The organism is Candidatus Kuenenia stuttgartiensis (genome assembly GCF_900232105.1).
GTDB lineage: Bacteria > Planctomycetota > Brocadiia > Brocadiales > Brocadiaceae > Kuenenia > Kuenenia stuttgartiensis_A.
Window position 1 is genome coordinate 729,721 of the sequence record NZ_LT934425.1, and the last position, 25,979, is coordinate 755,699.

A 25,979-nucleotide genomic window follows, 5' to 3' on the forward strand; every position below is an offset into this window, starting at 1 on the left:
TATTCAAAAGATTACGATTGTTTGGTCAAAATTTTCATTACAGAGAAATTTTACCGTGGAAAATAATTTTAGTAAAATCTGTTTTCAACCAGAGAAAGGCAAGATCGCATGTCGGGTGAACATATTGATTTGGCAGTAATTAACCGGGCAAAAGACGATAAGGTAAAGCTTGTTCAGTTACAATTTACCGATATTAACGGTAGTGTAAAGGCAGTTACCATACCAATTGAAAAGTTCCCGGAATCTTTGGAGAAAGGGTTGTGGTTTGACGGTTCATCAATTGAAGGTTTTACAAGGATTTGTGAAAGTGATATGTTTTTAAAACCCGATGCAGGTACATATGCGTTGCTTCCCTGGGAGACGGTTGCTGTGACTGCGAGGCTGTTCTGTGATGTTTATATGCCTGATGGTTCGCCTTTTGAGGGAGATCCCCGTTACATATTAAAGAGGGCAATTAAAAATGCCCGTGATATGAATTTTGAATATAACGTGGGGCCTGAACTGGAATTTTTCCTGTTTAAACCGAAGAATGACGGGGCCGTTGCACCCACCCCACATGATGTAGGAAGTTATTTTGATTTCTCTCCCAGGGACCTTGCGGGGAATGTGAGGGCAGATATTATTTTTACTCTTGAAAAAATGGGTATCAATGTGGAGATGAGCCACCACGAAGTAGCTCCGGGCCAACATGAGATTGATTTTAAATATGCAGAAGCATTACGGACGGCTGAGAATGCCCTGACCTTCAAGCAGGTGGTAAAATCCATTGCACATAAGCATGATCTCTATGCTACCTTTATGCCGAAACCGATTTTTGGGATATGTGGCAGCGGGATGCATTGTCATCAGAGCCTTTTTGATATAAGGACAAACACCAATATTTTTTTTGATGAAAATGACACGTATAAATTAAGCAGGAACGCAAAACATTTTATTGCCGGGCAACTGGAGCATGTAAGGGCGATGAGCGCAATACTTTCTCCGACCGTGAATTCCTATAAGAGATTGGTTCCGGGATATGAAGCGCCGGTGTATATATGCTGGGGGCAAAAAAACAGATCTGCCCTCATCAGGGTGCCGAGGTATTCTCCCGGCAGGGAGCAGGCAACAAGGGCTGAACTGAGGTGTCCTGACCCAAGCAACAATCCCTATCTTGCTTTGGCAGTAATGCTGGAAGCAGGACTGGATGGTATAAAAAGAAAGCTTGAATTGCCAAAGGCAACAGAAGAAAATGTGTATGAATTTAATAAGGATGAACTGGCATACCGTAATATTGCAACATTGCCTGGTTCTTTGGGGGAGGCGTTGCATGAATTAAAACAGAGTGCGTTGATGAAGAGGGCGCTGGGTTCACATACTTATCAAATATATTTGCATTCAAAATTTTCCGAATGGGATGAATACAGGATTCAGGTAACGGAGTGGGAGCAGAAAAAATATCTTGAAACCACATAGTTCTCCCTGACCACGGGTATCTAAAATCAATTAATTGCGAGTGGATAAAAACCATACCATGAATGAGATCGGTTACAATATTGCCTTTGCAGAAAGTATGGGTTCCGGCGGGCATATCGGCTTTGTAAAATATTTTCTAAAAAGAGGGCAGGCTTTCGGCATGTGAAATTGTTGGCTATGAGCGAAGGACTCAGAAACGAATTGTATTAATCCGACAAGTTTCTTGATGTTATCATTTCGGCAAACCGGGAAGCCTTGTCGTTAAAAATGGATTTGTGGCGCAGGATTTATAAGTACAGGCCCGTACAATGCATGGATTATCCTGATTGTGCCGGAGCCGCTTCCGGGCAGGAAATAACAGGACTATGCATTTATAACGAATATAATACTTCAGGCGCTTATCAGCAGTTGGTCTATAAGCGTGAATGGAAGGCATTTCTCGCAATCAGGGATGATTTGACCGCTTTGCGCGGAATATTCTCAGGCAATGAAGTTTCAGCCACAAGGGAAATATTGCTAAATGCAAAGGGAGTTTGTCTTGCGGAGATATCCGTAGAATCGGAGAAACAGGATTTTATCCTGATTCCTCTACCGAAACGAACAGAAAATATTTTATATTTATCCGAAAAACACCAGCCTATTACTACGATAAAAGACGCTTACAGGAGATGGGATGAGAAGATAAAAGGGAATCTTCAGTACCATTATGGAACGGAGTGGAATAAAAAATTGGAAGAGGCTATTAGAATGGAGGGAAAAGATGTTAGTAAAGGAAATAATGAGTAAACAGTTGGTCACCCTTAATGCCGATTCAAAGCTTGGCTTTGCCGAAGATATTATGTATTTGGGGAGAATCAGGCATTTGCCGGTAGTAAATGGAAAAGAAATAGTGGGTATTTTGACGCAAAGAGATCTTTACAAGGCGTCGCTGACTTCCATTGTTACGAATTGGGAAGAAAATAAGACTTTTCTTGATTCTGTTAAAGTTGCGGAGGTAATGACAAAAGACGTCATTACCATTTCTCCGAACACTTCAATTGAAGATGCTGCACAGATTATGATTGATAAAAAGGTTGGCTGTTTGCCGGTGGTTGAAGATAAAAATACTCTTCTTGGCTTGATAACAGAAACGGATGTATTGCAGTATTTTGTTCATGAATGCAGAAAAAACAGATAACCGTTTTGTTTTTTAAAGAGTTCATGCAAATTAACCTGTCTTTTTTGCAGATCCGGAAAATATTGCCAGTATGATTTCAAGAAGAACATTTATAAAAGGAGCCGGCGGATGTGTACTGGGTATGGTATCCGTAGGGGGTTATAGCCATTTTTTAGAGCCCCGGTGGGTAGAAATAAACAACGTTACCATAAAGCTTGAAGATTTACCGACTAAATTTGAAGGTTTAAGAATAGCGCAACTTTCAGATATCCATCATTGTGAATATGTATCAAAGGATTTTATACGGAATTGCGTCCACAAGACTAATGCGTTATGTCCTGATGTAATAGTCCTGACTGGAGATTATGTTTTTGGCAGCAACGATTATCTTTCTTCGGTGGCAAAAGAATTATCTGAATTGAAGGCAAAAGAGGGAGTTTTCGCTATCCTTGGAAATCATGATGATAAGGGAAGCACCTATGATGAATTGCAGAGAAATGGCATTCGCTTACTCATAAATGAGCATATTGTTTTATATAGGGACAACGCGTATATATTTATTGCGGGCATAGATGATCTCTGGAAGGGCGAAATAGATATTAAAAAAACCCTGAAAGGAATGGATGAGAATCCAAAGATTTTACTGGCACATAATCCGGACGTGATTGAAACAATCCAGTATGAGGATGTCGATTTTGTTATATCCGGACATACTCACGGGGGGCAAGTGTGTTTCCCCTTTTATGGACCTCCTATCGTGTACTCAAAATTTGGGGCTCGTTATGCTGCGGGTCTCTTTCGTGAAAGAAATACGTTAATGTATGTAAACAGAGGCATAGGCGTATCTAATTTGCCGGTACGGTTTTTTGCAAGGCCTGAAATCACGCTGTTCACCATAAGAAATGGTTTGCAACAGGTGTAGTTCTTTCTTCTTCCTTTAGTACTTTATCAGTAATTTCTTTGCATTTTTTGTCATTAGAATTTGTTTCGTATTTCGAATTTCGTGCTTATTTGTTGCTTGGTTCTGGCTATGCCAGCTTAGGTATTATTTTTAAAATGTGCAATTATTATTTGCCCCTGTATTTATATAAAAAGCGCAAAGAGAAAATAGTACTCACAAAAGAAAGAGTAAATCCATTGGCAAGCACAATGATTATATCTCTTAAATGTAACCCGTAAACTAACCACATACTGCAGCCGAGTAGTAAAAGGGATAACATTATCGGGGAAACATCATTTAATTCCTTTGTCCTTATCCCACGAATGATTTGCGGGATAAAACCTACTGTAGTACACAATGCCGCAATTGTTCCTATTATAGACCATCCCATATATATTTCCCCGGTTATTTTGTTATTATCAAAAATATAGTATTAATTGTTTAAAGCATACCAAAAAGAATTGCAAAAAGTAAGATCAAACGCTATATTTAACGACTTAACGGGCAGTAAGGAAAGGGGGAAAATAATCAAGGGAAAAGGGAAAGATAAAAGATAAAATGGGCGGAATAAGAAACATGATAAAAACATTACACCCGGCTTACTTTGTGTTTATCATGTCAACAGGCATTATATCGATAGCGTCAAATATGTTGGGAATAACGCCGGTAGCACAGGGGTTGTTTTATTTAAACATTGTGGCATATGCGGTTATATTGACGATCCAGATACTGAGGATAATAATGTACTGGAGTTTGCTGTACTCAGACATATCAAATCCGAAACTTGGACTGGTTTATTTTGCGATAGTAGCAGGAACCAACGTGCTTGGGGCGCAGTTTGTAACCGTAGTTAACTGCCAGTGCGTTGCCAAGTCATTGTGGTTTTTTGGAATATTTCTGTGGGTGGTGCTCACCTTATCGACATTCACCTTGTTATTTTTAAAAAACGAACAGCAGATAGAGCGCACAATACACGGGGGGTGGTTAGTATCGGTGGTAGGCACACAGTCGGTTGCGGTGCTTGGTGCGTTATTATCGCCGTGTTTTGCGGAGACCTCAAACTTTATCCTGTTTTCCTCGATGGTGTGGTGGATGATAGGATGTTTCTTATACGTGGTGATTATAACGTTAATAACTTATAGGTTAATATTTTTCAAGATAGCACCGGAGGTGTTGGTGCCTCCGTACTGGATCAACACGGGAGCTGTAGCGATAACAACACTTGCAGGGGCGACAATAAGCTTAAGCATCCCGAAGATAGAAGATCCGTTTTTAGATATTGATGGATTTATCAAGGGATTTTCTGTGTTCTTCTGGTCTTTTGGAACGTGGTGGATTCCGCTGCTGGTAATAATCGGGATATGGAAATACGTGTATCACATGACGCCGTATAAGTATAATCCGCTGTACTGGGGTCTGGCGTTTCCGTTGGGAACGTATACGGCAGGTACACTAAAGCTGGCAGAGGCGCTGGGGATAGGATATATATCAAACATATCAAAGGTATTTATCTACATAGCGTATATTGCCTGGCTGATAGTGTTCGTGACTATGATTCGTTCTTTTCTTAAACCAGCTCTGGCAAAGCAATAACGCAATGTCAGTTTCCAGGAATCTTTTAGCGAACCATACGATACTTTTTTTGTAACAATTTAGTTTTTTGGAAAAGTAGAAACGCTAGTATAGCGTTTCATTAAAATATCTATATTGATACCGTCATTGCGAGCGACAGCGAAGCAATCTTAAGTCTTTTGGGAACAAGAGATTGCTTCGTCGCTACACTCCTCGCAATGACATTTTTTTACGTACACATTTTAACGAAACGATGTACTAGTTCCCAAGCTCCGGCTTGGGAACTATACTGTAAGAGTTCACAAATAGGGATTTCTAAAATTAGATTTAACTTTTGTTGACATAAATAGTTATAGTATTTTTGAAATCACACTTTGTGAACCCCTTGAGTATAGCAGTTTTTCCCATTTCATAGCACTAAAGTATTATAAATTTCATCTCTTTCATCTCTAAGATAAAATCCTTACGTTATGTTGAATGGCTTAACAGAAAAACAGCCCCTGTCTGACATAGATTATGCAAAAAAAGTATTATTACTCGAGTCAGAAGCAATAAAAAATCAGATTCATCGTATTGACCATCATTTTCAAAAAGCCGTAGACGTCATATTTACGTGTTCCGGCAGGGTCGCAGTTACCGGGGTTGGAAAGGCTGGCATTATTGGACAGAAGATTTCGGCCACTTTGGCGAGCACTGGCACGCCTTCCTATTGGATACATTCTTCCGAAGCCAGGCATGGCGACCTTGGTAAAATTGTTGCCAGCGACATTGTACTTGCGTTGTCAAACAGCGGCGAAACAGAGGTGGTGTTGCTTTTGCCATTTTTGAAACAAATGGGAACAAAGATAATCTCCGTTACGGGCAATAATAAATCTTCCCTGGCGCTGCATAGCGATGTCGTTCTTGATATTGGAAATGTTGAAGAAGCCTGCCCTTTAGGCATTGCGCCTTCTTCGAGCACAACGGCGATGCTTGCCATTGGAGATGCCATTGCGTTAACGATATTTAAAAAGAGGAATCTTAGCAAAGAAGAGTATGCCTTCTATCATCCTGGCGGAGAACTTGGAAGAAAATTACTGCCGGTTGAAGTTGTTATGCGCAAAGGCAGGGAAAATCCTGTAGCGGATGAAGATATGCCTCTGCTGGATGTCCTTGGCATTATGACGGAAACAAAAGGTAACCCGGGAGCAGTGAGTATTGTTGATAAAAATAACCGGTTGACGGGGTTTTTTACGGACGGGGATTTGAGAAGGCTTTTAAGGGAAGGAACGTCATTTTTATGCAAGACAATAAAAGAGGTTATGACCCCCTTTCCCAAGGTAATCAATAATCGTTGTTTAGTTGAAGAGGCATATAAAATACTGAGAGAAAACAAAATTGACCAAATTCCTGTGGTTAACGATTTCCATACACCTGTCGGCATATTTGATGTGCAGGATTTATTGGAGGTTAGATTTTAAATACGATGAAAAAGATAAAACTTGTTATTATCGATGTTGATGGTGTTTTAACAGATGGCTCGATCTTTATTGATAGTGAAGGGCGGGAAGCAAAGGCTTTTAACGTGTTGGACGGCACGGGTATCTCTTATCTTCATCGTGTCAATATTAAAACGGCAATAATTAGCGGAAGAACGAGCAAAGCGGTAGATCACCGGGCAAAAGAATTGAATATCGCAGAGGTGCATCAGGGAATCAAAAATAAACTGGACGTATATAATGATATCCTTGGGAAATATTCGCTTAAAGATGAAGAAGTGTGTTATATTGGCGATGACCTCATAGACCTACCCATATTTTACCGCGTCGGTTTTCCCGTTGCGGTTGCCAATGCCATGCCTGTCGTAAAACAATATTCTTCTTACGTTACAAAAGCCAAAGGCGGATGTGGCGCTGTAAGAGAAATTGCCGAGAAGATAATTAAATTTCAAGAGAAATGGCATATAATCATGGATCGATATCAGAAGAATCGTAACACTTTAGTTTTTTGAAAAAAATTTACCACGCATCTATAGTACAGTATGCGTGGTAAAAGGAATGCTTCTTTATAACACTCCCCTCCCCAGGCCCCTCTATAAAGAGGGGATTTAGGGGTGTGTTTAATAATCATGTATATACCTTTCTTTTTGTAAACACCGGAATCCTTGATTTTATTGAGTGTTTTCAAAAAGCTAAAGTGTTACGAATAATCAGATATAAATATTGAAAATTTCTTTTTTCATACCAGCCCTGCATAATTAATGTTTGTAACAAATAAAGCACTTCAGAAGTGAGACTTTTTGTTTTCCTGTAAATAATGACTACGCGAAGATATATATTTTTAAGCATACCCATCATTTGTTTCATTACGATAATCATTTCAGTTATTCTCTCAAAGCCTAAATCAAAAAGTCCTGTCGAAAAACCAGGAGAAAGCATTGTTTCGTCAGAAAATTCTCTAAAGAATAAGCGAATAATAGACGACATACGAAAATCCGAGAAGATCACTCAAACGGTTGACGGTCTTTTTCTCCCCAACTACGATAAGGAAGGAAATGAGACGTACACAATGAGAGGGAAAAATACCTTTTTGCTGGAGAACGACAAATATAAAATAATTGAACCGGAAATTGAATTAATGGATGATGAAGATCCGGGGGACGAAGCGAAAAGGGTGATAATTACATCGGACATTGGAGAGATGGATAAGATTTCAAATGAGGGGTACCTTTCCGATAACGTTGTAGTTCATCTGGATAAGGAAACCAGGTTGTATACCGAAAACATGCAGTACTCTCCCGGGAATAAGTCCGTACATACGGATGAGTTTGTCACTATCACCGGAACAGGGCTTGTAATCACCGGCAAGGGTTGCGAGGTGGATCTTGCCAACAGAAAGATGTGGATTATAAAAGATGCGGAAATGGAAATGGATGGTGTGAAAAATGATCTCTTTTTCATGTATGAAGAAGGCTTAGGACAAGGCCATGTACCGGAAGCACCGGATATGGGGAAAACGGTTGAAGATGAAAAGACTGAAGAAAAAACAATCATTCGTTCCAACGGTCCGCTTGTGTTTGATAGGGATGCTGATTTCCATGTCATGACATTCAACGACAATGTTGAAGCCGCGAAGGGCAGCACTACCGTTTTCTCAGACAAGCTTGTTATTTTTCTTGATGCAGAAACAAAAGTAACGAAACAGGCGATTGCAAGCGGAAATGTTCTTGCTTCGCAGGGATCAAAAATTGCCAAAGGAGACACACTTTCCTGGGATGCCAATACGCAAAGCGCAATTCTTGAAGATGCAAAGAAGGCAGAATTTATACGAGATGATCTCAGTATATACGCCGCCAAAATGATTTTTTATAAAAATGCAAACAAAATAGACGTTCCGTGTGCCGGCAGCTTGAGAATAAAACCCAATGAGAAAAACATTCCGGAGAAAAAAACTGCGGATGCAGATGCAAAGTATGAAATGATTAATGTGAAATGGGAAGGGAAAATGAATTACATGGGGGATGCAAGGGAAGCCATCTTCGAGGAAAATATTGAAGTACGGAGAGATGATTCCCTTCTCCGGTGTGATTATTTGTACGTAACGTTTAACGACAATAACTATGACCTGAAATCATTTGACGCAAAGGATAAGGTTCATATTGTTGATAAAAAAGGCGGTTTATGGAACGAGGCGGTTGGTGATCAGGTTGCATGGGATGCACAAAGTAACGCAACCGTTTTATATGGGACCCCTTTTGCTATTCTCAGGGAAGGAAATACAAGGCAGATTATTTCCCCCAAGGTTACTTTCTTCGAAAATGAGGAAAAAATCCTGTGTGAGGGAAAGGGGAGTTTATATGAAATCGGAAAGGGAATGAATCGCACCGAAGAAACGGACAAAACAGGCATTAAAGTTACCTGGCTAAAAAAAATGGAGTATGATAGTGTTATAAAAAAGGCAGGATTTTTTGAAGAGGTTCTGGTTTCTCAAAGCGGACAAAGGCTGAGCGGAGACCAAATTGATGCATATATGGGAGCAAACGGAGAGATTTCAAAAATTATTACCGCCGGCAACGTTTATTTTTATAGCGAGGATTTAGGAGGGAGCGAGGGGTTCGGCACATTTTTTACCTGGGATTTACCGAAAAACATGGGAGTGCTGACTGGCAGCCCGAAGGCGGAATTAAGAAAAGAAGGTTCGAGGACTTTTTCTGAAAAGGTTTACTTCAATATGGCAGAAGGCAGGATAACGTGGGAAGGCAGACCTCACTGGCAACTTATCAGTAAAGAAGCTGGCAATGCGGATAAATAAAAAGATTCGTCATATTATAATTTTTTTGGTATTTTTTCTAACAACCTTTGCAGGGCAGCTTTACGCAGAAAATACGCAACGTGTGGAAATTTTTGCGCATCGGGGTATATTGGAAGAAACGCCGGAAAATACATTTGCTGCTTTGCACAGGATTGCAGAATTGGGCATAGACGGTGTTTTGGTTGATATTCGCAGTACAAAGGATGGCCGGCTTATATTAATGAACGACGAAACGATTGACCGCACAACGGATGGTATGGGCAGGGTTGACCGTTTATTATATTCGGAAATACAACAGTACGATGCTGGATCATGGCGGGGCGTGGAGTTTGAGGGGGAACGTGTTCCTTTGCTGTCAGACGTACTGATGTTTTGTAAAATTAACAAACTTAAACTGATTTTAAATATACAACAGATTTTTCTGGAAGAACAAGTTGCAGAACTGATTAATACCTATGAGATGTCTTCGCAAGTTTATTTATGGGGAACGATGAGGAATTACAGCCCTAAAAACGCAAGGTCTTTCGGAAAGGGACTGGTGTATGTTTCCACAGATGAACTAAACGAAGAAAAACTGAAACAAATCCGCAAAGAAAAGAAATACGCATTTACTTCTTTACTGGAAAGTGATGACCGTCGGATAATACAGAGGGCGATAAAGCGGGGAGTAGATGTTCTTCTCGTGGATTATCCCTATGTAGCAATGGATGTTTTGGATATAAATACCCGATTAAACACCACAACTGAAATAAAAAAGAAAGCACGTGAAAAAAGGCCGCTTTCGATAGACAATAACGACCCGTTTATTCAAACAAAAATAAAAACACTGTTGAACACGTTGCAGAGCGAAGGAGAGGATGAATCAAGGACAGCGGCAATAACATTAGCCGTTCTGCCACAGAAATACACGGTACCGCCGCTTCTGAAATTATTCAAAAAGAAGAGTGCAAAGATAAGGCAAAATGCCGTTTGGGCGCTGAGTTTTTGTGGTGATAATACTATCGCACCACAGATAGAACCGCTTTTAAACGATAAAAATACCATCGTTCGGAGGGAGGCGGTGCTCGCATTAAAAAGGCTTGGCGCAGCACAATCAATACGGGCGCTTACTGACAGGTTTCAAAGAGAAACTGAGATAAACGTAAGATATGATATTGCAAGGGCATTATGCACTCTGGGAAATCAAGGTTCAGTCTTTCCCATACTGGAGATGCTTAAAAAAGAAAAGAGCTGGCTTGTCAAAGAGGCTTGCATTGAAGCGGCAGGCAATAGTGGTAATGATAAAGCAATTGCAGCCTTGTACGATATTCTTATCACCGATGCGGAAAGTGAGGCCTCCTTTGCCCGTACAAAATCAGCGTGGGCATTGGCTTCTATGGAGGAAAAGGCCGTTCCTTTTCTGATAAAGGCCCTCCATGATAACGAAGAATCTACAAGGCGTAAAGCCAGTTGGGCGTTAATAAAAACAGGCAATCCTGCGGTACCGGCATTAATTGGCGCACTGAATGACGTTAATGAACATACGAGAAATCGTGCAGCGCAGATACTCGGATGGATTGGCAATGCAAGCGCCGTAACCCCGCTGATGTGGTCGCTAAAAGATAAATCCCCTTTGGTGGTAAGCTCTGCAGCCTGGGCGCTTGGCAGAATCGGGACGCCAAAGACACTTCTATCCCTGAAGGCACTCATAAATAGCGGGAATGAAGACGTCGTGGAAAGCGCATTTGAGGCGATGGGCAGGATTGTGGAGCGATACAAAGATATTGAGTAGCATCTGAATGCCTTACGCAAAGAGAAATGCAGCCCAAAAGTGGTATATGGCGGCATTGGTTACGTTTTACAAACGTGTGCAATAAACAATTTGACTAAATAATAGGATTTCAATATTATGACGAGATTAAAATTTTGTAACTATTCAGCGTAATTTATTAAACTACCGGAGATCAGAGCGCAACTCGTTCCCAAACCTTGTACTGAACATAGTGAAGTATCTGTTTGGGAACGTAATTACACTGGAAACTTTGTTTCCAGTGAGGGTCTGACTTGACAAATTACAAACTGTATTAACCCTGTGATTTTATTCCCTATCTATCAGCAAACAGGCGAGAAACCGGAGTTTCTCGAACAAATGCATTCCCAAACAGATACTTCACTATGTTCAGTACAAGGTTTGGGAACGAGCCGTGTATCGTTTACGCTGAATAGTTACAAAATTTTTGTAATAGTCCTTATAATATGTGTTTTATGGCAGAGACAATCCCCCGACAATTAGCAGTATGTAGCACCTTATCAGTAATTTCTTTGGTATTTTCTGGTTTACGAGGGGATTTATGGGTGGGTAAATAAGAAAAGCCGTTGGGTTTTGTTTTTTTAAACCCGGCTTATTTCAATATTTTTGCAGAGACGCATGCATGCGTCTCTGCATTTAATCTATAAGGAAAGGTATTTTATTGATGAAACGCAGTATTGTGTACTTAGTAGGAGCAGGTCCTGGAGATCCGGGGCTTATAACCGTAAAAGGGCATGAGTGTATTAAAAAAGCAGACGTCATTGTTTATGATTATCTCGTAAACGTTGAATTACTTAAAGCCGCAAAGCCAGACGTGGAAATGATATATGTAGGAAAGCAAGGCGGTTCCCATACCCTTGAACAGGAGGATATTAATAAGCTTCTCGTAGAAAAAGCATTGGAAGATAAAATTGTCACACGGCTGAAAGGGGGAGATCCTTATATTTTTGGACGCGGCGGAGAAGAAGCCCTTGTTCTGCGAGAATATAAGATCCCTTTTGAAGTAGTTCCGGGCATTACCGCAGCTATAGCGACTCCTAACTATGCAGGCATTCCCGTAACGCATAGGGAATATACCTCTACTTTTGGTTTGATTACCGGGCATGAAGACCCTGCCAAGAACGAAAGCTCCATTGACTGGTCAAAAATAAGCACGGGGATTGGCACACTGGCATTTTATATGGGGGTAAAAAACCTTCCATATATTACAGAACAGCTTATGAAGCACGGACGTTCCGGCGATACGCCGGTGGCGGTAATACGGTGGGGCACCACTTTCCGGCAGGAAACCGTTGTCGGCACACTGAATACGATTGTAGCGAAGGCAAAAAATATCAAACCTCCTGCAATAACCATCGTTGGTGAAGTTGTTAAGTTGCGTGACCAGCTTAATTGGTTTGAAAACAGGCCATTGTTTGGCAAAACGATTGTCGTTACCCGTTCGAGAGAACAGGCAAGCGAATTTGCGGACAGGCTATATGAATTTGGCGCAAATGTAATCGAGTTTCCCACGATTGAAATTGTAAAACCGGATTCAATACAACCATTGGATGAAGCAATAAATACCATTAATACTTACGACTGGCTGGTATTTACAAGTATTAATGGTGTGGATAGTTTTTTCCAGCGATTGTTTGAATTAGGAAAGGATGTAAGGGTTTTGAAAGGCCTTAAGATATGTGCCATAGGCCCTGCTACTGCCGGAGGCATAGAAAGGTATAATATCAGGGTCGATTGTAAACCGCCAAAGTTTGTGGCAGAATCTGTGGCGGAAGAACTGAAGAGGGTAACGGCAATAAAAGGCGAGCGGTTTTTACTTCCACGGGCAGATATAGCAAGAAGTTATCTTCCCGAAGAATTGCAGAAGTCAGGCGGTGAAGTTAACGACCTGATTGTATACAAGACCCTTATGGGGCAGCCAAAAGACGTCAATATTTTAGAGAAAATGAGAAACGGGGAGATTAACATCATTACCTTTACCAGTTCCTCAACGGTAAGGAATTTTGTACAACTTATAGGAAAAGAAAATATCACTTCTTTAAAAGGACATATCCAATTTGCGAGTATTGGCCCCATTACTACAAAGACAGCGGAAGAAATGGGGATTGATATTGCCATTAAAGCGAAGGAATATACGATCCCCGGATTGGTAAATGCCATACTGGAAAGTACATCTCCCATTGATAAATAAGTTCATAGTACAGGAACTTCAATATTAATGTAGAGACGCATGCAATGCGTCTCTACATTGAAAAATCGCCAAAGGCATAATTTACTTCAAAAAATAAACCCCCTGCTTACTTGACCTACATCATTTTTTCACCCCCCCCGGAGAAACGTTCTATGTGCATTACAGCACAATGTTTTTCCAGTTGATATGTCTGTAAATTCCATTTAATTTGAAACGCAATGTAATGTAAAAGGTATCGGTACCGCATATCACATATAAGGAGGCCATCAATATGAAAAGAGCAAATATTAACATAAAAATATCCGTTATGTTTTTGTTTATAACGGATGTTCACCCCAAGTCAAAAAACAAAAGTGCCGTAAAAGCCTTATATTTATTGGCTTTTACGCCGAACAGCAAGCTTTTTTCTAGTGACTACCCGTATGTTCCGGCTTGGCAATACTTCTGGCAACTTTATCTGTAATGCCTCTAATAATTCATGTGATTGTTGCCGCGGACGCGGGATCTTCTGGCAACTAGCTTTTTGGCCTTTGATTGTTACTTCCATCGAACAAATGGTCGTCAATTGTGCGAGACCTTCCTCTACCGTCAAGTCAAAATTCTTCCACGCTCTGCGCAGCCTTCGAATTATCATGTACGCAAGCATTACCACAAACACATGTCCCCGTGTACTATCCTCCTTTCTTACATACACCGGACGAACCTCCAAATTCACCGTCTTACAGTCCCGAAACGCCTTCTCCACTTCCGTTAAATCCTTGTATCGTTCATGTACCAGATTGGTATCCGCCTCGTTCTCCTCAAGATCAGTCTTGATTGCGTAACAACCATCAAGGTATGATGCCTCCTTTAATGCTTCCTCAGCTCTCTCTATCTTTAGCGTCCTATCCTCTTCTTTTATCTGCACCCACCCATCAAGTTTCAATCTCGTTAGCCTTTCCCTTGTTGTTTCCAGGGCCTTCGATACTGACGACTTAGGATGTTCCTTCAGATAACTGTTCTTCTTCACGATGTATTTCTCTATACTCTGTAATTTTGATACACGGGTCTTTGACATCTCTTCCGCCCTTACCGGATTGCGCCTCAGAATATATCTAACCTCATCATCCTTTATCTCGCAGAGCTTTTCTTCGAACAATCCTAATTGCAGTATCCCTTTATTTATCAACGACTCTATCTGCGGCTTGGTTATCGCCGTTATGTAATGAAACCCTTCCGGTAAACTTTCGATTTGCACCGTCTTGATCATCCCACGATCTCCTACATGCTAAGCCCCACAATAAATGAACCTGGAATTCTCAGATTAAGTGGAATTAATATATTGAGGTAAAACGGATTTTAGCAGATAGACAGCATCTGGGAAAGAGGAGTTGGAATCTACCATGACGATGTCGATGGTATTAAAGTTTTTTTTACAACGGAAACACCTGGCGAGGTTCGTATTTGGGTTGGTGGCGGAATTAAATTCAGAACAGAGAGGGCAGAGGAAGCGGAAATAGCCTTCGGAGTATTTATGAGGTATGGAGAGGACATCAGCGATGAGTCGATCGATGGGGATATCGTTTCGTAATGAGCGCAAGAGTTGAGGGGAAAAGAGACGGGCCATGGTAGACCTCCTTAAAAAGATTGAATTTCAGCAAGAGCCTGATGGAAGATATCCTGGGTAATTTTCTGTGATTGTCTGATGGAAGCGTTAATCAGGCAGGCGGTGGAAATGGCGTTGATTTGCCTTGGGATGCCGGCGGAGAACTCATGGATCAGGTCTTTGACGTCTGAGTCAAAGATTTTATCGGATGCGCCGGAAGATTTCAGATGGAAGTCTATGTATGCAGCGGTTTGAGTTTTAGTAAGGGGATGAATGTGGTAATGTACCGAGATGCGTTGTGCGAAGTCGGCATGGATGTCTCTTTTGAGGATATATTTGAGGTGTTCCTGTCCCGAGAGGATGATTTTGAGATGAGTGGAAGAATCAAGCGGAGAGCTGACAAGGAGTCTGAGGTCTGTGATGGCGTCGGTTTTCAGGAGATGAGCCTCGTCGATAACGATAATGGGAGTGAGATTTGAGCGCAAGGATTTATCCATAATTTGGAGGAAGAGCCGGTCTTTGGTGTGTTTTGGTATTTCACCGAGCTGGGAGACGATTAAGGAGAGAAGGCTGGATGATTTTAGGTGGGTAAAATGGAGGTAGATGGGGAGAAACAGGTTTTGGGGGATTTGTGAGAGGAAGAGTTTGAGGAGTGTGGATTTTCCGACTCCCGTCTGTCCGTAGAGGACGGCGATAGAGCCTGAGTGTAAGAGGTATTGGAGTCGTGCAAGCCCCTGGGTAAAGCGTTCGTCTTTCATGATAAGGCTGGTGTTGATTCTTTCAGAGAACGGCTGAGTAGTCATGGAAAAATGAGAAGTAAACATGGTTAAGAGACCTCCTTTTTCGAGTAAGCGATTTGTAATTCACGAATGATATAGGGTAAGGTTTTCACGGAGGCATTTTGGAATGCCTCCGTGAGCAATGATTCGTTGAGAGCGGGGATACGGTTGTAGCATTTTTTAAGCGATTCGAGTTCATGAGAGCTGAAGGCGGAGAGAGAGCCTTTGTGTCCCATGAGGAGTGCGAGTTTCTGGACGAATGCCATGAATGGCCAGGGTCGTTCGGAGATGATTTGGTGGTAATCAATGCCTTTGGCCTGAGCCTGGAGAATGGATTTGTGTTTCTGAGTGATAAGGTCGAGGTAATTATGTTTTGGTTTTGAAGGTGAGGCGGCTGGAGTTTCAGCGCCCTGGTCGCGCAGGTAGAGATTTCCCGAGCCGAGGTATTCACCGTTTGCGGAATAGATCAAGACCTTTTTGAGATCGCCGTATGGGTCGTAACGGACTTCTACTTTATCGCCTCTGAGTTTGGGGTCAACACGGTAAAAGCGGTTATCAATGCGGACATCGGCAAAGGTTCTGTCAACGGTTCTGGGGATGCGTTTCATGAAGAAGGCAAGAGCGGCGTCCATATCGACGTGTCGGATGACGGTAAGCCCCTCGTCGTAGCGTTGTTTTGGAGATTGATTGGTTTCGGAGTGGATTCTTGCGTGATAGACAACGGCAAGGTAAGCGGAGAAGGCCTGGTTAATGGCATCAAGGGTGATAATGTCGCCGGAGCGGACTTCCGACTCGAACTATGTCTGGCTGGTGCCGAAGAAACGTTCGACCAGTCCGCCGGGAGCAGGGTCGCGTGGTGGTCTGTGGATGAGTTTAATGCCGAGGTTGTAACAGGCAGAGCGCAGGGCGTCAGAGTGGTAGACCTTGGCATTGTCGAGGTAGAGTTCTTTGGGCGAGCCGTGGATAGTCCAGGCCCTGATGAGAGAATCGATAAGGATATCGAGGGTTTGTTTGAGATAATACCGTCCTTCGACCACATAACGGCTGTAGCAGTCGATAAAGAGACAGAGGTTTGTGGGAAGCGCCTCGCCGTCAACGAGCACGAAAGGGCCTTCCTGGAAGTCGCCAATCCAGAGGTCGTGGGTATGCTCACGGCTAAGAGCGTATACGCACCTTTTGCTGTGAGACGCCGAGTTTGAGCCGGGTCGCCCCTGCGAGTCTGAGATGGCGGTAGAGGGTGGATTTGGGGATCGTTTTCCCATAGTATTTCTCAAGAAAGCGGTTGAGGCAATCGTCGCTGCGGCGTGGTTGTTCTTTTTTGAGTTCAACGGCTTTGTCGATAATTTCAGGAGAAAACCTTCTGGATGCGCCACGGTCGCTCCTCGCCTTTCTTGCAAGAGATTGAAATCCATCTTTGCGGTAGCGGTTGAGTTTTCTCCTGAGGGTAGAGATAGTGGGTCTTTTCCGCTTTCCGTTGGGGAATACGACCTCCTGAAGGCAGAGTTTTTTCAGAAAAAGGTTGGTCTGCTCCTTCTCAATCTCACCGAAGATGACAGGATGCAGAAGATTGCACCAGAATAAAGCCCATTTTTCGTCTTTCGATTTCATAATTCACCTCCTTTTTTAAGTGTGGAGGTGATTGTAACTCAAGACCAGCCGCTTTTTGTTGCCAGTTCGGGGAAAAATGAATGCCCAAAAATTCGGTGATATTCCGGCTCGGCGCTGAACAATTGAATCGATTGATCGAGGGAGGTTTTTCGTTGTTTGCTTTTATACTTTCCGTGGTAAATGGGAAACATTTGGCGAAAAACCGGAGAGTTGGGGTCGGCCTGCCTGATGAGGTCAAAGGCGTTGCGGAGTGTGTATTTCAGTGAGCCAAAGAAACGCAGCCACCTCCAAACGGTTGACCAGGCAAGCATGCGGTTGTCTATTTCCTGTGTTCGGGTAGTATATCCGATGGCAGAGGAGACACTCCGGTAGGTTTCTGTATCATCTTTGACATAAGCCTGACTGAAGGAGAGACAGTGATCCTTTACGTACCGCTTGTAAGGGAGCGCATACTCAGGATAGGAAGTAAACGTCTTCTTGCACAAGGAACATTTCCAACGTCCCAGGAAAGATTCTATCGTATGAACAAGGGAGTCGATAATAACGTGAAACAACCGATATCTGCATTCATGAAGGGTGAAATTGACATGGGTACTCTTGCACTTTGGACAAAAGCATGGCTTCTGTTTTGTCGCAATAAGCTTTTCATGCTTGTGGATTTTTTCTATAATATTCACGCACTGCCTCCTTTGTATAGGGGGGAAATGGGCAGGAGGATGAAGTTTCCCAACGTTCGGTCCTCCTGCCCTGAGTTTTTTATGTTCCGGAAAAATCTTACAAAACTTGTCCTCGTGAAAACGGGGAACTGGGAAGTAAACCGCCGTTAGGAAGTTTGGAAGTGGTTTTAACCCCTTCCAAACTATTTAATGAGGCTTTACTCCGCCTTACGGACGTAACTTCTTTCTAACGGGGTAAACGATGTATTTTTCTTAACGTGAACAAAAAATCAAGTGAAATACTTACGCAGGATAAAAAAAAGGCGGGGTAGCTGGGTAAGATTTTTCAAATCATTTGCTGGGTATTAGACTCAAATATTCTGAGACTAATTGGGCATTTTTGGAGCATTTATTCTAAGACGTAGCACCTACAATCGTTACATCTTTGCATCCAAACCGCTCTAATACCTTCTTTACCTGTGATTCAAAGGTCTTCGGATCCTGGGTGTTGCCCCTAAATACTTCTGTTGATACCGGCTCCCCGGATTCATCACAAAGCATACCGATCACTATCTGTTTTTTCCTCTTTTTGCCGTCACGATTATACCCGTACTCACCAAAATGATTCGACTTCCCCTCTAAATAACTGCTCGTCACGTCATACAAAAACAACTTCGGCTTATTGCCTCCTCGTCTTAACTCAAACAGCTTTCGCTCTATCTTTGCCTGATTCTCTGACAACCATGACAAATTATCGTACAGATTGTTCTCGTCAAACCCACGCTTCATATCCAGGACGTCACCCGCAGCATGTATCTGCGCCAGCCTTACTGCAGACAGTCTTGACCCCCGGCCTATTACCCTTGCCATTACTTGCCAAAGCGCCAGCTTTCCTTCAAAGTCCTTTCCCAATGCCTCTTCTATCCCTAATTCCTTTGCCACTTGGTACACGCTCCACGCTGCTCCCACAGACAAACCCTCATGGAGTTTCACCGATTCTGACAATGCGCCCAATGCACAGAGATCGTCTTTATGTGCGAGTGCAAGTCTTATCGCTTCAATCTCCAGGGGAGTGCAATTCGACAGATTCGCAATGGTGCGTTTCTTGACCTTCCCATCCTCACGGTACGATTCCCGCAGAAGGGTAGATCGATAGATTTTTTTACCGGATTTTGACTTGTTCTCTACAATATGCATGTCCACCATTGTACAGATAACAACCATTATCAGTCAAGTATATTGTCGGATAATAACAATATATTAGTGACTACATATTTATTAAAAATACAGCCTTAACCAACTATTTATTAAGCACTTATGCGTTTTGGCAGGGGTGAACATCCGTTATAATATTCCTGGGATCGGCAGCTTTCGCAGACCAAAGCGGTAAACAAAAAACATTACATCAGGAGATAGTTAAAAAAGCGCAAATGCTTACGGTACCCTTTATTCTTAATAAAGGACAAGTAGATGCAAGGGTAAAATTTTATGCCAACACCTTTGGCGCGACAATTTATGTGACAAGCGAAGGTGAAATAGTTTATTCATTGCCGCATATTTCAGACAGGCCAGGAACGAAAACGCAAAATATTACCGCGCAAACCGAACCCTGTTCCCAAGACTCCACAGTTGCAACTATGAGAAAGGCAGATAGTAAGAACAACCTGGTTATGAAGAATATCGTGCTTACGGAGCATTTGGCCGGTGGAAAGACGGTTAATATAAAGGGAGAAAAAACTTCGGTTACGAAGGTTAACTATTATAAGCATAAAGACCCTTCGCAGTGGCAACAAAATATCCCAACATACGAGTGTCTCTGTTTTGGCGAGGTTTTCAACGGAGTAGATTTAGTATTAAAGGCGTATGGCAACAATGTAGAAAAACTTTTCCACGTAAAACCAAATGCCAGCGCGGAAGGAATAAGAATAAAGATACACGGAGCGAGTTCGTTACATGTTAATAAAACAGGACAACTGGAGGCAGAGACGCCGTTAGGAAATGTTACGTTCACCAGGCCGGAAGCATATCAGGAAATAAATGGGAAAAAGATCCTGGTGGCGGCAAGCTATCATTTGAAAGATGCCGGTATGGTTTATGGTTTTAAAGTGGATGAGTATGATAAAACGAAGGAGCTTGTTATCGACCCCCTTCTTGCTTCTACCTATCTTGGCGGTTCAGATAACGATGAAGTGTGTTCTTTGGCAATTGACGGGGATGGGTATGTCTATATCGCCGGTAATACATTGCAGTCTGACTTTCCGACTACCGGTGGTTCATACAATACCGGCAGCGCAGGAAGTAATGTTTTCATTTCAAAAATAAATCCAACGTTAACTAGTCTTCTTGCTTCGACTTATTTGGGCGGATCTTCAGAGGATAAAGTACGGTCTTTGCTTTTAGACCCGGAAGGGAATGTTTACGTAACTGGAGAAACGAATTCGTCCGATTTCCCAACAACTGAAAATGCTTATGCAGGGTCGTTAAACGATTCATATGGAGATGTTTTTGTTTCCCGGCTTGACACCGATTTGACGAATCTTCTGGCTTCTACCTATTTAGGCGGGACTTTTGGCGATTATAGCCGAGATATAGCAATTGCTGCAGAGGGAAATATTTATGTAACGGGTGATACAAATTCTGCTGATTTTCCTGCTTCAGCGGGCGCTTATAAAACTTCATTGACCGGCAGCTCCAGAGATGTTTTTGTTTCAAAACTGAATAATGAACTAACCGGTCTTTTGGCCTCAACATTCATGGGAGGTTCTTCCGGTGATTATAGCAGCGCCCTTGTTATCGATTCCAAAGGAAACGTTTTTATCGCAGGCACTACCGGCTCATCAGATTTCCCTGCTTCTTCAGGCACGTATGATGCTGTCTTTAATGGTGGAGAACATGATGTTGATGGTTTCGTTTCAAAGTTTGATAAGGATCTGACGAGCCTTCTTGCTGCCACATACATTGGGGGATATTTTAATGACTATATAAGCGATATGGCAAGCGATTCTGAAGGCAATATTTATGTAACGGGTGGCACCCTTTCTTCGAATTTTCCAATAACTACAAAGGCATATGATACGACATACAATTTTGGCTCCGATGCCTTTGTATCGAAATTGAGCAATGATTTAAAAACACTTATTGCCTCAACCTTTTTGGGCAGTTCGGGCTATCCTTCAGAAGGGTACGACTATAATTACGGATATGAGCATGCGAATGCCATCGTTATTGTTTCGGACGGAAAAATTTACGTAACCGGCAGTACGTATTCTTCAGATTTCCCTACCACAATAGGGTCTTATAACGCCTCATTTAATGGTGGAGGTGCAGATGCGTTCATTTCCAGTTTTGACAACAATCTGGAAGATCTGCTGGATTCCACCTATCTTGGCGGTTCCTCTGGCTATGATTGCGGCAAGGCATTGGCAACAGGGCCGGAGGGAGATATTTATGTTGCCGGATTTACGAATGCTTCAAATTTCCCGGTTACCAGTGGGGTTCTTTATGCAAATTATAGCGGTAAGATAGACACCTTTATTTCACAACTGGATAGTGATCTATCTGCATTTTTGGGGAAAATATCGGGAAGTTTGAGCGATGAGAATAAAAACCCCGTTGAATCTGCTAAGATAGCACTGAAGGGAAAAACTACAAAAATTAAAAGGAAAACCTTTTCTGATGAAAATGGACTTTTCGAGTTTGGCAATTTAAAGGCGGATACGTATAATATTACAGCTACAAAGAATAGCTACAGGAAATACAAAACAAAGGTTGATCTGGAAGAGGGAGAAAAGAAGGAAATTAAGGCAGAGATGAAGAAAACAAAGACCCGATGAACAGCAAAAAAGAATCTTTTCGCGGTGGCTTAATTAATTACGTTAAAGCGGTGTTCCGCGAGGGATTAAAAAAGAGGTGAAACATAAGTGGTCGGGGCGAGAGGATTTGAACCTCCGACCTCCTGCTCCCAAGGCAGGCGCGCTAGCCAAACTGCGCTACGCCCCGTCATATTGAAAATATTCGTTTTTTCAGGTTAATTGTAGTTCACATTATACGTTACATCTGTATAAATACAAGCAAAAACAGAATAAAAACGTACCCATCATTGCCTACATGCCTTCGCTAGCACCTTATCATACTTACTTTACATTTTTTGACAAAATATTTAAATGTATGATGCTTCTAAGATATTATTTTACAAGAAGATAGCGCATGCATTCCGGCGTTTTAAGTAATAATGGTTAATTATTGCCCGCCAAAAAGCAAAAAACACCGAAAATCTTTTATTCTGTTTTCGATTAAATTTGCAAAAGAGTAGCATGGCATAAGTAATTACACCTCAATGTATTAAAAAAACAGTAAAATATTTTTTTACAAATGGAACAATATTTTGTGTTGCCTTGTTTTAAGATTGAGTTATAATCGTACCTTATTTTTTATTGTAATTTTGAAGGGGTAGGAGTAGTAGATGAACATTCAGCAAAAAGAAAAGTCGAGAAAAAAATATAACGAAAGAAGCCTTTCTTTAAAAAACGTATTTATTGACAAGGCGGAGAGAAGTTGTTTAATGTGCGGTAAAAAATTCATTAGCCGCGGGCCGCACAACAGAAGATGTGCGAGGTGCAATCAAAAGATTGATCAGGCGGCAGAAAATACATTTTACATGCCAACAGTGTACGGAAATGATGGCTCTGTAGGAGGCGAAACATACACGGTAGCTGAATAAAGATTAATCCTGTTTTTTTGACAAAAGGGCTATGCGATTATTGAAAAGCATAGCCCTTTTGTCATTTATCCGCGTTATTGTTACGCATGTTAAAGAGGTTTTATTGTTATAGAACCTTCTTCATTTATCCTGCCCGTTATTGTAACACCAATAGGGATAAACTGTTTTGTAATTTCAATGTTCGTTAACAGATGTTTGGTAATTATGGACGTGGTAAAGGTTGTCTCTTCCTCCTTTACCAGGGCAAGTGGCACAATAAGCTGATCGGCCAGGTATTCATCGAATACGCCTTTAGTTTTTAAAAAATTGTTTAGTTTGTTACACGCCTCTTCTGCTACCGTTTCAGCGCGTTTGCCAATTTCACCCAAGCTAAAATAACAACATTGGCTATATTCAAATTCCCCAATGAGAAGCAACAGGGTGCCCTTGCCGATTGCAGGCATTTCAAATAAGGCTATTTCATGTGGTATGTTTTGTACTGAAAACTGTTTCTGAGCCTCCATTTGTTGTCTTTTTGCGATGTTTGTGTCCAGATTGCTTACTACAGAGAGACCTTTAATCCGGAGAAGACGCCCCCTATCCTTTATTCGTATGGCGTGCTGTGTATGTGACGGACTTATTTTCATTACAACTTCGCCTCCGCCACGTGGATAAAAGCCGGCTCTCGTCGTTTGCATTTCAGCATCATATCCCATTTTTCTCAGGAAAAACAACCATTGCCGCTCAAGATAATCCGTACAAGGACTATGGCTTACATGCGTACCGCCGGTAATGGTGATTGTGGATGGGCCTTCTGCGAAACTGAGTGGATAGAATATCGTTTGTAATACAAGGGCAATTGAACCCGCAGTCCCGATATTGAAAGAATATGTTCCGTGCAGGATATTACCAGGATAAAATCTGATGGTTGTAGAGCGAAGGGTGTTCCCGGCTACCTCCGCATTGCAAATCCTGGCGGTAGCGTTTATTGCCTGTAAATGCTGATGGCTGATTCCGGGTGTTTTTCTGTTGGCTCTGATGCTATGTATTTCAAAAGGCTTTTTAGTAATGGCTGACAGAGAAAGCGAAGTCCGCAGTATTTGCCCCCCGCCTTCCCCAAAAGAACCATCAATTTTGATAATATCATCGGCCATAGTTGAAAGAAAAAGGGCAGAACATGAGAATGCCCTGCCCTTGCCATTTTGATTTTTATTATTACATTTTGTGTAAAGGCCTATTTGCTAAATCCACGTACAATCTGAACGAGTTCGTCAAGGTGTGAGAGATCGACCCCAAGGTCTCCGAGCGGCACGTAATTTGGATTTTTGGTTCCCTTTGTCATAGATTCTTTCATATCTTCGTCGGTTCTTGACCTCTGGTAGTCAGGGTCGCTGAAATCAGGCACTCCAAATTGTTTTCCAGCTTCAGAGCCTTTTCCATCAGAGCCGTGGCATAATTCGCAGGTATCTTTATAAATTAGTTTAACGTCATTTGCAGATGCAGTGAAGCTTGGTTGTACAAAATAGAGACTAAAAATTGCTGTTGCAGGAATAACACAATAACTAAAAAGTTTTTTCAACGGTAAGCCCTCCAATAAATAAAATGTTAATGTATTGTTATTAAGATTTTTCATAAGGCACGTTTCGCTTTTGATATTATCGCGAAAAGTCTTTTTCTTAAAAACATCACCCCCAATCAAGAATTATGATTAATAGGTATTATCAAATAAAATACCGGAATAAAGACCCTCTTTCGGCGCAAAATATCCTCCTTACACACGGTACTCTTTAACTTTAATAAAAAAATTATTCAAAATGTATTCTGTGAAAATACTGATTTATATCAGGCCGAAGTCGCAAGCAAAAATCGTAACATCCACTCCATAAGGTGTCAAGTACTTTCCGGCGTAAGCGAATATTTGCAAAATACATGTTCACATGCAAATACAATTATTATATAATCACATTTTTATGTTTGCAAAATAGGTCTGATTTACAACATCACAGCGACATTTTTATTTCAGATGTTGCAACGATTTCTTGGTAGATATATGTTTCATAACCTGCCTATGAAAGAAATAACCCTGACAGGGTTAATGCCCTGCCGACTTTGTGCAGGACTTAATAATAAAATGTCGCTGTAGTGATAACGAAGGAACAAATCAGGGGACAATTTTTGTTTATTTACACTGATTTATAATCAAAATAAATTCTCGCTAATTTACTTTATATCTTATAAACGAAAGATGAATTTGCTATGGAGGAATAAATGGATTCTGGTGTTAGAAGTATTACAGAAAGGGTAAAGGCGGAAAGTGATTTAATAAATACCCTTCTGTACGAGGTAGGTAAGGTAATTGTAGGACAAAAATACCTGATCGAGAGATTATTAATCGGGATGCTTTCCAACGGACATGTTTTATTAGAGGGTGTTCCCGGATTGGCAAAGACAATGTCCATTATGACACTCGCAAAAGCAATGCATGCCTCCTTTCAAAGGATACAATTTACCCCTGATTTACTGCCTGCGGATTTGCTTGGCACGCTTATTTACAATCCCAAGAGCGGTGAATTTACCGTTCGCAAGGGACCGGTTTTTACGAATATCGTGCTGGCGGATGAGATAAACCGCGCTCCGGCGAAGGTGCAAAGCGCACTTTTAGAGGCCATGCAGGATCGGGAGGTTACCATTGGCGATGAGACGTTTAAACTGGAGGAACCGTTTCTGGTATTGGCAACTCAGAACCCAATTGAGCACGAAGGCACGTATCCGCTGCCGGAAGCACAGTTGGACCGTTTTATGCTGAAATTGAATATTACGTATCCTGACAAAAAAGAGGAACGTGAAATATTAGAGCGTATGGCTACCACCAAAAGCGATATTAAGGTAAATCCGGTAATTTCTCCGAACGATATCTTACGGTTACGCACGGTGGTGGACGGGATTTACATCGACGACAAGATTAAAGATTATATTATAGATATTGTCTTTGCCTCCAGAGAACCGAAGACGTATAACCTGGATTTGGATCAATTCATTGAATATGGAGCGTCTCCGCGTGCAACAATAAATCTGACATTAGCGGCAAAGGCGCACGCGTTTCTCAAGGGTAGGGGATTTGTCACTCCTCAGGACGTAAAATCTATAGGAATGGACGTCCTCCGGCATAGAATAATCATAACATATGAAGCAGAGGCAGAAGAAATACGGCCGGAAGATATTATTAATAAAATTTTTGATAACGTGGAAGTTCCTTAAT

25 protein-coding genes, 1 tRNA gene and 1 pseudogene are annotated in these 25,979 nt (G+C 41.7%); 14 read left to right on the forward strand and 13 right to left on the reverse strand.

What is annotated here, in order from left to right; all coding sequences use genetic code 11:
• The first annotated feature begins 108 nt into the window (after positions 1–108).
• The 4 genes from KSMBR1_RS03365 (at position 109) to KSMBR1_RS03380 (ending at position 3,533) form a co-directional block, all read left to right on the forward strand.
• Positions 109–1,455, forward strand: a complete 1,347-nt coding sequence (locus tag KSMBR1_RS03365; RefSeq protein ID WP_099324064.1) for a glutamine synthetase family protein — start codon at positions 109–111, stop codon at positions 1,453–1,455.
• Between the two features lie 312 nt (positions 1,456–1,767).
• Positions 1,768–2,241 carry a hypothetical protein gene (locus tag KSMBR1_RS03370; RefSeq protein ID WP_099324065.1) on the forward strand — a complete coding sequence of 158 codons (474 nt, stop codon included), beginning with the start codon at positions 1,768–1,770 and terminating at the stop codon, positions 2,239–2,241.
• On the forward strand, positions 2,216–2,632 hold the full coding sequence (locus tag KSMBR1_RS03375) for a CBS domain-containing protein (protein ID WP_164994835.1): 417 nt from the start codon (positions 2,216–2,218) through the stop codon (positions 2,630–2,632). The genes KSMBR1_RS03370 and KSMBR1_RS03375 overlap by 26 nt, the downstream gene beginning before the upstream one ends.
• A gap of 70 nt (positions 2,633–2,702) precedes the next feature.
• Positions 2,703–3,533, forward strand: a complete 831-nt coding sequence (locus KSMBR1_RS03380) for a metallophosphoesterase (protein ID WP_099324067.1) — start codon at positions 2,703–2,705, stop codon at positions 3,531–3,533.
• 145 nt (positions 3,534–3,678) lie between these two features.
• On the opposite strand, the gene KSMBR1_RS03385 is transcribed toward KSMBR1_RS03380, so the two are convergent.
• The gene (locus KSMBR1_RS03385; protein WP_099324068.1) at positions 3,679–3,942 is read right to left on the reverse strand and encodes a SemiSWEET family sugar transporter; all 264 of its coding nucleotides are present in this window, start codon (positions 3,940–3,942) and stop codon (positions 3,679–3,681) included.
• Between the two features lie 185 nt (positions 3,943–4,127).
• Here KSMBR1_RS03385 and KSMBR1_RS03390 point away from each other — a divergent pair, with 185 nt between their 5' ends.
• The 3 genes from KSMBR1_RS03390 (at position 4,128) to KSMBR1_RS03400 (ending at position 7,113) form a co-directional block, all read left to right on the forward strand.
• Entirely contained in the window at positions 4,128–5,144 is a 1,017-nt protein-coding gene (locus tag KSMBR1_RS03390) for a tellurite resistance/C4-dicarboxylate transporter family protein (RefSeq protein ID WP_157820358.1), read from the forward strand.
• Between the two features lie 449 nt (positions 5,145–5,593).
• On the forward strand, positions 5,594–6,583 hold the full coding sequence (locus KSMBR1_RS03395) for a KpsF/GutQ family sugar-phosphate isomerase (protein WP_099324070.1): 990 nt from the start codon (positions 5,594–5,596) through the stop codon (positions 6,581–6,583).
• A 5-nt stretch (positions 6,584–6,588) separates the two neighbouring features.
• Positions 6,589–7,113 carry a KdsC family phosphatase gene (locus KSMBR1_RS03400; RefSeq protein ID WP_099324071.1) on the forward strand — a complete coding sequence of 175 codons (525 nt, stop codon included), beginning with the start codon at positions 6,589–6,591 and terminating at the stop codon, positions 7,111–7,113.
• Between the two features lie 172 nt (positions 7,114–7,285).
• Here KSMBR1_RS03400 and KSMBR1_RS22315 read toward each other — a convergent pair whose 3' ends face one another.
• On the reverse strand, positions 7,286–7,588 hold the full coding sequence (locus KSMBR1_RS22315; protein ID WP_230405830.1) for a hypothetical protein: 303 nt from the start codon (positions 7,586–7,588) through the stop codon (positions 7,286–7,288).
• On the opposite strand from KSMBR1_RS22315, the gene lptC reads away from it, so the two are divergent.
• The 3 genes from lptC to cobA all read left to right on the forward strand — a co-directional run bounded on the left by lptC (position 7,587) and on the right by cobA (position 13,393).
• Positions 7,587–9,413 carry an LPS export ABC transporter periplasmic protein LptC gene (lptC, locus tag KSMBR1_RS03405; RefSeq protein ID WP_261341091.1) on the forward strand — a complete coding sequence of 609 codons (1,827 nt, stop codon included), beginning with the start codon at positions 7,587–7,589 and terminating at the stop codon, positions 9,411–9,413. The genes KSMBR1_RS22315 and lptC overlap by 2 nt on opposite strands.
• Positions 9,400–11,184 carry a HEAT repeat domain-containing protein gene (locus tag KSMBR1_RS03410; RefSeq protein ID WP_099324073.1) on the forward strand — a complete coding sequence of 595 codons (1,785 nt, stop codon included), beginning with the start codon at positions 9,400–9,402 and terminating at the stop codon, positions 11,182–11,184. Before lptC ends, KSMBR1_RS03410 begins: the two co-directional genes overlap by 14 nt.
• A 682-nt stretch (positions 11,185–11,866) precedes the next feature.
• Entirely contained in the window at positions 11,867–13,393 is a 1,527-nt protein-coding gene (cobA, locus tag KSMBR1_RS03415; protein ID WP_099324074.1) for a uroporphyrinogen-III C-methyltransferase, read from the forward strand.
• 373 nt (positions 13,394–13,766) lie between these two features.
• Here cobA and KSMBR1_RS03425 read toward each other — a convergent pair.
• The 7 genes and pseudogenes from KSMBR1_RS03425 to KSMBR1_RS20740 all read right to left on the reverse strand — a co-directional run.
• Positions 13,767–14,645 (reverse strand): annotated as a pseudogene (locus KSMBR1_RS03425) (IS1634 family transposase); the annotation flags it as partial.
• Between the two features lie 51 nt (positions 14,646–14,696).
• The gene (locus tag KSMBR1_RS23115; protein ID WP_099323524.1) at positions 14,697–14,999 is read right to left on the reverse strand and encodes a CHC2 zinc finger domain-containing protein; all 303 of its coding nucleotides are present in this window, start codon (positions 14,997–14,999) and stop codon (positions 14,697–14,699) included.
• Positions 15,000–15,010: 11 nt separating this feature from the next.
• Positions 15,011–15,802, reverse strand: coding sequence for an ExeA family protein (locus KSMBR1_RS03435; RefSeq protein ID WP_099323525.1), 792 nt, complete (start codon positions 15,800–15,802; stop codon positions 15,011–15,013).
• A 2-nt stretch (positions 15,803–15,804) separates the two neighbouring features.
• Complete coding sequence (locus KSMBR1_RS03440) at positions 15,805–16,389, reverse strand: Mu transposase C-terminal domain-containing protein (protein WP_099323532.1); 585 nt, start codon at positions 16,387–16,389, stop codon at positions 15,805–15,807.
• 165 nt (positions 16,390–16,554) lie between these two features.
• The gene (locus KSMBR1_RS03445; RefSeq protein ID WP_230408017.1) at positions 16,555–16,860 is read right to left on the reverse strand and encodes a DDE-type integrase/transposase/recombinase; all 306 of its coding nucleotides are present in this window, start codon (positions 16,858–16,860) and stop codon (positions 16,555–16,557) included.
• A gap of 52 nt (positions 16,861–16,912) precedes the next feature.
• Positions 16,913–17,365: a helix-turn-helix domain-containing protein gene (locus tag KSMBR1_RS23120; RefSeq protein WP_164994994.1), complete on the reverse strand. Its 453-nt coding sequence runs from the start codon at positions 17,363–17,365 to the stop codon at positions 16,913–16,915.
• A gap of 38 nt (positions 17,366–17,403) precedes the next feature.
• Positions 17,404–17,676 carry a hypothetical protein gene (locus KSMBR1_RS20740; RefSeq protein WP_131493604.1) on the reverse strand — a complete coding sequence of 91 codons (273 nt, stop codon included), beginning with the start codon at positions 17,674–17,676 and terminating at the stop codon, positions 17,404–17,406.
• 105 nt (positions 17,677–17,781) lie between these two features.
• On the opposite strand from KSMBR1_RS20740, the gene KSMBR1_RS03460 reads away from it, so the two are divergent.
• Positions 17,782–18,192 (forward strand): hypothetical protein, encoded by a 411-nt coding sequence (locus tag KSMBR1_RS03460; RefSeq protein ID WP_099323529.1) that lies wholly within the window; start codon positions 17,782–17,784, stop codon positions 18,190–18,192.
• Positions 18,193–18,435: 243 nt separating this feature from the next.
• Here the strand turns inward: KSMBR1_RS03460 and KSMBR1_RS03465 are convergent, their stop codons facing one another.
• Positions 18,436–19,245, reverse strand: coding sequence for an IS1634 family transposase (locus KSMBR1_RS03465; protein ID WP_099324077.1), 810 nt, complete (start codon positions 19,243–19,245; stop codon positions 18,436–18,438).
• Positions 19,246–19,451: 206 nt separating this feature from the next.
• Here KSMBR1_RS03465 and KSMBR1_RS03470 point away from each other — a divergent pair, with 206 nt between their 5' ends.
• The gene (locus KSMBR1_RS03470; protein WP_099324078.1) at positions 19,452–21,854 is read left to right on the forward strand and encodes a DUF7948 domain-containing protein; all 2,403 of its coding nucleotides are present in this window, start codon (positions 19,452–19,454) and stop codon (positions 21,852–21,854) included.
• Positions 21,855–21,942: 88 nt separating this feature from the next.
• Here the strand turns inward: KSMBR1_RS03470 and KSMBR1_RS03475 are convergent.
• Positions 21,943–22,020: transfer RNA gene (locus KSMBR1_RS03475), tRNA-Pro, on the reverse strand.
• A 463-nt stretch (positions 22,021–22,483) separates the two neighbouring features.
• On the opposite strand from KSMBR1_RS03475, the gene KSMBR1_RS03480 reads away from it, so the two are divergent.
• Entirely contained in the window at positions 22,484–22,741 is a 258-nt protein-coding gene (locus KSMBR1_RS03480) for a hypothetical protein (RefSeq protein WP_099324079.1), read from the forward strand.
• Between the two features lie 89 nt (positions 22,742–22,830).
• Here the strand turns inward: KSMBR1_RS03480 and rtcA are convergent, their stop codons facing one another.
• Positions 22,831–23,874, reverse strand: a complete 1,044-nt coding sequence (rtcA, locus tag KSMBR1_RS03485) for an RNA 3'-terminal phosphate cyclase (RefSeq protein ID WP_099324080.1) — start codon at positions 23,872–23,874, stop codon at positions 22,831–22,833.
• 80 nt (positions 23,875–23,954) lie between these two features.
• Positions 23,955–24,299, reverse strand: coding sequence for a hypothetical protein (locus tag KSMBR1_RS03490; protein ID WP_157820359.1), 345 nt, complete (start codon positions 24,297–24,299; stop codon positions 23,955–23,957).
• Between the two features lie 689 nt (positions 24,300–24,988).
• Here KSMBR1_RS03490 and KSMBR1_RS03495 point away from each other — a divergent pair.
• Positions 24,989–25,978: an AAA family ATPase gene (locus KSMBR1_RS03495; protein WP_099324082.1), complete on the forward strand. Its 990-nt coding sequence runs from the start codon at positions 24,989–24,991 to the stop codon at positions 25,976–25,978.
• Position 25,979: the final 1 nt, after the last annotated feature.